The sequence below is a fragment of the Sphingopyxis granuli NBRC 100800 genome, from assembly GCF_001591045.1.
GTDB classification, from domain to species: Bacteria; Pseudomonadota; Alphaproteobacteria; order Sphingomonadales; family Sphingomonadaceae; genus Sphingopyxis; species Sphingopyxis granuli.
Map to the genome: position 1 here is coordinate 1 of NZ_BCUA01000117.1, position 8530 is coordinate 8530.

Consider the following 8530-nt stretch of genomic DNA (forward strand, 5'->3'; position numbering starts at 1 on the left):
CGGCAAGCCGAAGGGGAAATCAACCGCCCGAACGCGCCGCCTGTTCGGCCCGGAGCGCGGGCGACGGCTCGCCTTTCAGCTCGCCATAGCGCAGCGGCTCGCCGCACCCCGGACAGATCGTCGCCGTCCCGACATCGGCGCCGCACGCGCGGTGCACATAGCGCATCGCCGGCCCGCCACCCGTCTCGCCGGGCGTATAGGCCCAGCGCTCGGCCCAGCCGCGCAGGGCATAGAGCACGTCGAACAGATCCCTGCCCTTGGCGGTCAGCCGATATTCGTGGCGCGGCGGCCGGTCGCGATAGGCATGGCGCTCGATCACCCCTTCCGAAAGCAGCCGCTTGAGCCGCGCCGAGACGAGCTGCGGCCCGAGGCCGGTGGTCACGACGATCGTCTCGAACCGCCGCCGCCCGAAGAACAGCTCGCGCAGGATCAGCAGCACCGCCCGGTCGCCGAGCAGCTCGGCCGAGCGGCCGAGCGGGCAGAAGGTGTTCGACAGGTCGGTGCGTTTGGGCAAACTCTAGCCTCTCCTTCGTTTGTCATTCCCGCGAAAGCGGGAATCCAGTTCCAACGCCGGTTCGCTGGATTCCCGCTTTCGCGGGAATGACGAACGACTTTTACTCTTGTTACTATGATTATCATAGTTACTATCGCCTGCAAGAGGAGATTCGCCGTGACCGATCCAGCATCCACTCGCGCGGCCGTCATCGTCGGCGCCGGCGATGCGACGGGCGGCGCCATTGCGCGCGCCTTCGCCGCCGAAGGGATGACCGCCTGCGTCAACCGCCGCGAACGCCACGCCGACGCGCTCGAGGCCCTCGCGCAGTCTATCCGCGACCAGGGGCACGGCGCGCGCGCCTTTCCCGGCGATGCGCGGTCCGAAGAGACGATGACCGGCCTGTTCGACCGGGTGGAAGCAGAGGTCGGGCCGGTCGAGGTCGCGGTGTTCAACATCGGCGCCAATGTGAATTTCCCGATCGGCGAGACGACGGTGCGCGTCTACAGCAAGGTCTGGGAGATGGCGTGCCTGGCCGGGTTTCTGATGGGGCGCGAGGCCGCGAAGCGCATGACGCCGCGCCGCCGCGGCACCATAATATTCACCGGCGCGACCGCCAGCTTGCGCGGCGGGTCGGGTTTCGCCGCCTTTTCGGGGGCGAAGGCAGCGCTGCGGATGCTCGCCCAGTCGATGGCGCGCGAGTTGGGGCCGCAGGGCATTCACGTCGCGCATGTCGTGATCGACGGCGCGATCGACACCGAATTCATCCGCGACCGCCACCCCGATTTCGACAATGCCAGGGCGCAGGATCTGATCCTGAACCCCGACGCGATCGCCGCCCAATATGTGGCGCTGCACAAGCAACCGCGGAGCGCGTGGACGCACGAACTCGACCTTCGCCCATGGGGAGAAAAATGGTGAGCAAACGCCTCGAACTGATCTTCGATTTCGGCAGTCCCAACGCCTATCTGACGTTGAAGGTCCTGCCGGGCATCCTCGATCGCACCGGCGCCGAACTGGTGGTCACTCCCTGCCTGCTCGGCGGCATCTTCAAGGCGACGGGCAACAAGGCGCCGATGGTGCAATATGCCGGGGTGCCGGCAAAGCTTGCCTACGAGAATCTGGAAATGCGCCGTTTCATCGAACGGCATGGGCTGACCCGCTTCCGGCTCAACCCCCATTTCCCGGTCAACACCCTGCTGATCATGCGCGGCGCCATCGTCGCCGCGGACGAAGGGCGGCTCGACGCTTATGTCGAGGCGGTGAACCGCGCGATGTGGGAAGAAGGGCTGAAGATGGACGACCCCGCCGTCGCCGCCGCCTTCCTGTCGGCCAACGGTTTCGACGGCCCGGCGCTGCTCGCCCGGACGCAGGAGCCCGCCATCAAGGAAAAGCTCGCCGCCAATACCGAGGCCGCCGTCGCGCGCGGAGTGTTCGGCATCCCGACCTTCTTCGTCGGCGACGCGATGTTCTTCGGCAAGGATCGCCTGGCCCAGGTCGAAGAGGCACTGCTGGGCTAGAATCTGCCGCCGTCGGACGGTCGCGCCGGGACCACCGCATCGGCCGCCGTAACCGGCGCCTGCATGCTGCGCCCGGCCACGAAAATTCCCGCGATCACCAGGAACAGCCCGGCGACGTGGAAGAGATGCAGTTCCTCCCCCAGGAACGCGATCGCCAGCCCGGCGCCGATCAGCGGCATGACGTTCATATACTGCCCCGTCGCCGCCGACCCGATCAGTTCGACGCCGCGGTTGAAGAAGAGATAGGCAAGGAACGAGGGGAAGATCGCGACATAGGCGATGGCCAGCACGCTTTCGCGCGCGACGACGATCCGCCGCCCCTGCACCAGTTCGCCGGCATAGAAGGGCGCGATCGCCACGATCCCGATCAGGATCGAACCCGCCAGCAGGCTGAGCGGATGAACCGGCGGGCGGCGGCGCAGCAGCACCGAATAGACCGCCCACAGCACCACCGCGAAACCGATGATCGCATCGCCGCCGTTGAGCCGCAGCGCGAGCAGCGCCTGCAGGTCGCCGCGCGAGATGATGGTCAATACCCCGGCCAGCGAGACGGCCACGCCCGCGATCTGCCGCGCGGTCGTGCGCTCCTTCATCAGCAGCGCCCCGATCAGCAGGATCAGCGCCGGCTGCGCCGACTGCATCAGCATCGCATTGAGCGCGGTCGTGGTCTGGAGCCCGCTGTAGAGCAGGATATTGAACGACCCGATCCCCAGCATCCCCAGCAGGATCATGATCGGCCAGTGCGCGCGCAGCACCGGCCAGTCGCGCCGGATGTGCGGCCAGGCGAGCGGCAGCAACAGCAGCAATGCGAGCGCCCAGCGCCAGAAGGACAACGCGATCGGCGGCACGAAATCACGCGCGGCCCGCCCGACGATCGAATTGCCGGCCCAGCAGGCCGCGGTCAGCGTCAGCAGCAGATAGGGCCGCGCCCACAATCCCGCCAGCCCCGCCCCCGGAGCCGCGTGCACCGATTCTTCCATGCCTGTTCCGTCGTTCATCGCGCCTCCGTGCCGTGCCGGGCATCCGGAGGCAACCGCTTGCGCGCTCCCGCGCATCCGCTAAACACGCTCGATGGATCAAATCGTCATTCGCGGCGGCCAGCGACTCAAGGGCCGTATCCCCATTTCCGGCGCCAAGAATGCCGCGCTCACCCTGCTCCCCTGCGCGCTGCTCACCGACGAGCCGCTGACGCTGCGCAACCTGCCGCGACTCGCCGACGTCGACGGTTTCGGCCACCTGCTCAACCAGCTCGGCTGCTCGACGACGATCGAAGGGTCGCGGCCGGAGGATTTCGGGCGCGTGATGACCGCGCGCGCGACGACGCTGACCTCGACCGTCGCCCCCTATGACATCGTGCGCAAGATGCGCGCGTCGATCCTCGTCCTCGGCCCGCTGCTGGCGCGCGCGGGCGAGGCGACGGTCAGCCTGCCCGGCGGCTGCGCGATCGGCAACCGGCCGATCGACCTGCACCTGAAGGCGCTCGAAGCCTTCGGGGCGGAGATCGAGCTCGCCTCGGGCTATGTGAAGGCGAGTGCGCCGGGCGGACGGCTGGCCGGCGGCAGGTTCACCTTCCCCGTCGTGTCGGTCGGCGCGACCGAGAATGCGGTGATGGCGGCGGTGCTCGCCAAGGGGACGTGCGTGCTCGAAAATGCGGCGCGCGAGCCCGAGATCGTCGACCTGTGCAACTGCCTCGCAGCGATGGGCGCCGAGATCGACGGCATCGGCAGCGAGACGCTGACCATCGAGGGCGTCGACCGGCTGCACGGCGCGACCTATCGCGTCATGGCCGACCGCATCGAGGCGGGAAGCTATGCCTGCGCCGCGGTCATCACCGAAGGCGACGTCGAACTGGTCGGCGCGAAGGCGGCCGAGATGGAGGCGACGCTCGCCGCGCTGCGCGAGGCGGGCGCGACGGTGGAGGAGGTCAAGGGCGGCATCCGCGTCGCCATGTCGGGCCGCGCCGAACCCGTGACGCTGTCGACCGCGCCCTATCCCGGCTTCGCGACCGACATGCAGGCGCAGTTCATGGCGATGGCGACGCTGGGCACCGGCGCTTCGCTGTTCACCGAGACGATCTTCGAGAATCGCTACATGCACGTTCCCGAACTCGCGCGCATGGGCTGCGACATCCAGGTCAAGGGCCGCACCGCGGTCGTCCGCGGCGTCGAAAAGCTGGTCGGCGCGCCGGTGATGGCGACCGACCTGCGCGCCTCGATGAGCCTGATCATCGCCGGGCTCGCCGCCGAGGGCGAGACGCAGGTCAACCGCGTCTATCACCTCGACCGCGGCTACGAGCGGCTGGAAGAGAAATTGCAGGCGGTCGGCGCCGATATCGAGCGCGTCAGCGACGACTGACGCGGCGCGCGAAAAGCGCGCAACATTATTTCAAGGCATACAGAGCACACGGTACGCCCCTTTGTTCGAGGGGTCGTGCGTCCATTCGACCTCCCCTCCCGCTTGCGGGAGGGGCAGCGAGGCTTGCGAACTTGTTCGCTAGCCGCAGCGGGGTGGGCAAATGCAACGCCGCTGGCCCACCCCCGACCCCTCCCGCAAGCGGGAGGGGAGACGCGTGTATGCACAAATTGAAGCAGTCATGCGTCGAAGGCCGTCACGGCGCGATAACGTAGGAAAGCCTTTCGTAGGTCGCTCCGGCGTCAGTCGCGCGGGTTCTCGCTCGCCATGGCCGAGCATTCGGGGGCGTCGACCGCGACCGACACCATGTTTCCACTGACCGAGGGGCGCTCGGGCCGCTTCGCCACCGCGATGATCAGTCCGGCGAGCGCCACCGCGCCGCCCGCGATCGACAGCGGCGCCCATTGATAGTCTTCGAAGACGGTCGAAAAGCCCATCGCGATGATCGGGATCAGCACGCTCGACCACGCCGCCTGCCCCGGGCCGACGGCGCGGATCACGCTGAAATAGAGCGGAAAGGACACCGCGCTGGCGACGATGCCCAGATAGAGGACGCCCAGCAGATAGACGGGCGTCGCCTCGATCGTCGGCGGCCCGGTCGTGATCCATGCGAAGCCGCCGTCGGCGAGCGCGCCGAAGAGCATCGCCCATGCGATCATCACCGTCATCGACTGCGCGCGGGCGATCTTCGTCCCCTGCATGACGTTGGCGATCGAGGCCGAGAGCACCCCCGTCAGCGTCAGCAGCGTGCCCGCGACCACCGCCTGCGGACCGAGCGCCGCGGCGCGATATTCGTGCAGGATCATCAGCCCGACGCCGACGATCGCGATTCCGGCGCCCGCCAGGAAGCGCCCTTCGAGCGGGGTCTTCAGGAACAGCCGCCCGAACAGCGTGTTCGGCACGATGAGCAGTGCGAACAGCACCGCGACCAGCCCCGACGTGATATGCTGTTCGGCGCGGTAGACGAAATTGAAGTTGAAGGTGAACTGCGCGATGCCGAGCAGCACGACGAAGGCGAAGGCCCGGCGGTCGAGCCACAGCCGTTCGCCCCGCACCGCGGCGAACAGGAACATCGCGGCCGCCGCGACGATGAAGCGATAGGTCACCGACCAGCTCGGCGGAACGATGCCGAGCTGCCCCTTGATGACGATCCAGGTCGATCCCCAGATCAGCGTCACCAGAGCGAAGGGGATGAGGACGCGCGGATGGAGGAGCGATGCGCCGGGCTGGCTCATAGCGCCGCGATCGCCGCCGCGAGCGGCGCCGTCGAGGCGGCATCCTGATCCCAGCTGGTGACGAGGCGCGCGGCGCCTTCGCCCCAGTCGTAGAAATCGAAGCCCTGCGCGCGCAGATCGGCCGCCTCTTCGGCGGTCAGCCGCACGAACAGCTCGTTCGCCTCGACCGGATACATCAGCCGGTCGCCGCACGCCGCGGCGAGCGCCGCCGCCCCGGCGTTGGCGGCGCGCGCGTTGGCGAGCCACAGATCGTCCTTCAGCATCGCGCGGATCTGCGCCGCGACGAAGCGCCCCTTGCTGAGCAGGTGCCCGCCGCGCTTCTTGAGTTCGCGTACGCCCGCACCGCCGCTGCCGCCGAAGAACACCAGCGCCTCGGCCATCATCGCGCCGTTCTTGGTGAAGCCGAACGACAACGCGTCGACCCCGGCGCGCCAGGTGACGTCGGCCGGCGTGCAGCCGAGAAAGGCGACCGCATTGGCGAAGCGCGCGCCGTCCATATGCAGTTTCATGCCGCTGGTCTTCGCGATCTCGCTGATCTCCGCGACCTCGTCGGGACGCCAGGACAGGCCGTATTCGGTCGCGTTGGTGATGCTGATCGCCGCCGGCTGGACCTGGTGGACGTCGGCGCGGATGCCGGCGATTCGCGCCTTCAGCGCATCGGCGTCGATCTTCGCCCCCGTGCCGGGCAGCGGCATCAGCTTGGCCCCGCCCGAATAGAAGGTCGGGGCGCCGCATTCGTCGACCTCTATATGCGCCTCCTCATAGCAGAGGATACCCTGCCACGGCCGCACGAAATGGGCGAGGATGATGCTGTTCGCCGCGGTTCCGGTCGAAATCCAGACGACCTCGCACTCCGTTTCGAACAGGTCCGAAAAGGCCGCGTCGAGCGACCGGCTGAGCGCGTCGCCGTCATAGGCGGTATCGACATGGTTCGCCGCGGCCAGGGCGTCCATGACCGCGGGATGGACCGCGGCGGCATTGTCGGAAAAGAAGCGCAGGGCGGTCATGCCGCCGCCCTTAGCGCAGGACGGGCATCCTGCTAAGCCGTTATTTGCTCCACGCGTCCGGCGCGCCGTCCCGGTCGGGCGAGCGCGGACGGTAGAGCCATTTGCCCTTGGTCCGCGACCGGCGCACCAGATATTCGCCCGGCATCAGCAGGCGGAAGTGCGTGCCGTTGCGGTCGAGCAGCAGACCGAAACGGGGCAGCAGGATCGAACGGCTGTGCCATTCGTAGACGCCGTCGTTCGGCGCGGCAGGATTCTCCATGGCGGACCACTCCGCTCCCGAGCAAATCGCCCCGTTCCGATGGCGGGAGACTCCATCGGACCCGGAACGTCCTTACCGCGATTCGGTTGCATGGTGGTGGCAGGGGCGGACGGCACGGCGCATGAAACGACCGGACCGACCGGCTTCGGCCGCGCAAGCGCGGCCAGCCGAAAACCGCGCCGCCGCGCGCGATCAGCGGTCGCGCTTCGCCAGCAGCTTGAGCCGCAGCGCGTTCAGCTTGATGAAGCCCGCCGCGTCCTTCTGGTCATAGGCGCCGGCGTCGTCCTCGAAGGTGACGTGGCGCTCGCTGTACAGGCTGTGCGGCGACTTGCGGCCGACAACGGCGGCACTGCCCTTGTAGAGCTTGAGCCGCACCGTGCCCGTCACCTTTTCCTGGCTGTGGTCGATCGCCGCCTGCAGCATCTCGCGCTCGGGCGCGAACCAGAAGCCGTTGTAGATGAGCTCGGCATATTTCGGCATCAGCTCGTCCTTCAGGTGCGCCGCGCCGCGGTCGAGCGTGATGCTTTCGATCCCGCGATGCGCGCGGGCATAGATTTCGCCGCCCGGCGTCTCGTACATGCCGCGCGATTTCATGCCGACGAAGCGGTTCTCGACGAGGTCGAGCCGGCCGATGCCATGCTTGCGGCCGAGGTCGTTGAGCGCCGCGAGCAGCGTCGCGGGCGACATCGCCTGCCCGTTCAGCGCGACGCCGTCGCCGCGCTCGAAATCGATGGTGACATATTCGGGCGCATCGGGCGCATCCTCGGGATTCACCGTGCGCGAATAGACATAGTCGGGGGTCTCTTCCCACGGGTCCTCGAGCACCTTGCCCTCCGACGAAGTGTGGAGAAGGTTCGCGTCGGTCGAGAAGGGGCTTTCGCCGCGCTTGTCCTTCGGCACCGGAATCTGGTGTTTTTCGGCGAAGTCGATCAGCGCGGTGCGGCTCGTCAGGTCCCACTCGCGCCACGGCGCGATCACCTTGATGTCGGGGTTCAGCGCATAGCAGGACAGCTCGAAGCGCACCTGGTCGTTGCCCTTGCCCGTCGCCCCGTGCGCGACCGCGTCGGCGCCGGTCTGCTTCGCGATCTCGACCAGCCGCTTCGAGATCAGCGGCCGCGCGATCGAGGTGCCGAGCAGATAGTCGCCCTCGTAGCGGGCGTTGGCGCGCATCATCGGGAAGACGAAGTCGCGGACGAACTCCTCGCGCAGATCGTCGATGAAGATATGCTCGGGCTTGATTCCCATCAGTTCGGCCTTGGCGCGCGCGGGCTCCAGTTCCTCGCCCTGCCCCAGATCGGCGGTGAAGGTCACGACCTCGCAGCCATAGCGGGTCTGCAGCCACTTGAGGATGACGCTGGTGTCGAGCCCCCCCGAATAGGCGAGGACGACGCGCTTGATGGACTCGGACATGATGACACCTTCTGGCGGGAAACGACGCGGGCGCGGCTAGCAGGCCAGCCCGCGCGGCGCAACGGCCTGATCGGGCGAAGGGGCGGAAAAGGGCGCGGCCACATCCTTCGTCATGCGGAACTTTCCCTTTCGTCACCCTGAACTTGTTTGGCAAACATCCCCTTCCGACAGGTGAGCGTTCCCCGGCGAAAGCC

At 67.8% G+C, this 8530-nt stretch carries 9 protein-coding genes; 3 read left to right on the top strand and 6 right to left on the bottom strand.

Annotation, left to right across the window (positions count from 1 at the left end; genetic code table 11):
* Window positions 1–19: 19 nt before the first annotated feature.
* A complete protein-coding gene (locus SGR02S_RS17835) occupies window positions 20–514 on the bottom strand; it encodes a winged helix-turn-helix transcriptional regulator (RefSeq protein ID WP_067113188.1) in 495 nt (164 codons plus the stop codon).
* A gap of 156 nt (window positions 515–670) precedes the next feature.
* Here SGR02S_RS17835 and SGR02S_RS17840 point away from each other — a divergent pair, with 156 nt between their 5' ends.
* Together SGR02S_RS17840 and SGR02S_RS17845 are read left to right on the top strand one after the other, a co-directional pair.
* Window positions 671–1414, top strand: coding sequence for an SDR family oxidoreductase (locus SGR02S_RS17840; RefSeq protein WP_255211519.1), 744 nt, complete (start codon window positions 671–673; stop codon window positions 1412–1414).
* Window positions 1408–2013 (top strand): 2-hydroxychromene-2-carboxylate isomerase, encoded by a 606-nt coding sequence (locus SGR02S_RS17845; RefSeq protein WP_082797220.1) that lies wholly within the window; start codon window positions 1408–1410, stop codon window positions 2011–2013. Before SGR02S_RS17840 ends, SGR02S_RS17845 begins: the two co-directional genes overlap by 7 nt.
* Here SGR02S_RS17845 and SGR02S_RS17850 read toward each other — a convergent pair.
* Window positions 2010–3011: a DMT family transporter gene (locus tag SGR02S_RS17850; RefSeq protein WP_169799706.1), complete on the bottom strand. Its 1002-nt coding sequence runs from the start codon at window positions 3009–3011 to the stop codon at window positions 2010–2012. The two genes, SGR02S_RS17845 and SGR02S_RS17850, sit on opposite strands and share 4 nt — an antisense overlap.
* A 73-nt stretch (window positions 3012–3084) precedes the next feature.
* Between SGR02S_RS17850 and murA the strand changes: the two genes are divergently transcribed.
* Entirely contained in the window at window positions 3085–4368 is a 1284-nt protein-coding gene (gene murA / locus SGR02S_RS17855; RefSeq protein WP_067113200.1) for a UDP-N-acetylglucosamine 1-carboxyvinyltransferase, read from the top strand.
* Between the two features lie 299 nt (window positions 4369–4667).
* Here the strand turns inward: murA and SGR02S_RS17860 are convergent, their stop codons facing one another.
* From SGR02S_RS17860 to SGR02S_RS17875, 4 genes are all read right to left on the bottom strand, one after another.
* Window positions 4668–5660 (bottom strand): DMT family transporter, encoded by a 993-nt coding sequence (locus tag SGR02S_RS17860; protein ID WP_067113203.1) that lies wholly within the window; start codon window positions 5658–5660, stop codon window positions 4668–4670.
* Window positions 5657–6658 (bottom strand): threonine aldolase family protein, encoded by a 1002-nt coding sequence (locus SGR02S_RS17865; protein WP_067113211.1) that lies wholly within the window; start codon window positions 6656–6658, stop codon window positions 5657–5659. The genes SGR02S_RS17860 and SGR02S_RS17865 overlap by 4 nt, the downstream gene beginning before the upstream one ends.
* 49 nt (window positions 6659–6707) lie before the next feature.
* Entirely contained in the window at window positions 6708–6926 is a 219-nt protein-coding gene (locus tag SGR02S_RS17870; RefSeq protein WP_067113206.1) for a hypothetical protein, read from the bottom strand.
* A 192-nt stretch (window positions 6927–7118) separates the two neighbouring features.
* A complete protein-coding gene (locus SGR02S_RS17875; RefSeq protein WP_067113208.1) occupies window positions 7119–8336 on the bottom strand; it encodes an argininosuccinate synthase in 1218 nt (405 codons plus the stop codon).
* Window positions 8337–8530: the final 194 nt, after the last annotated feature.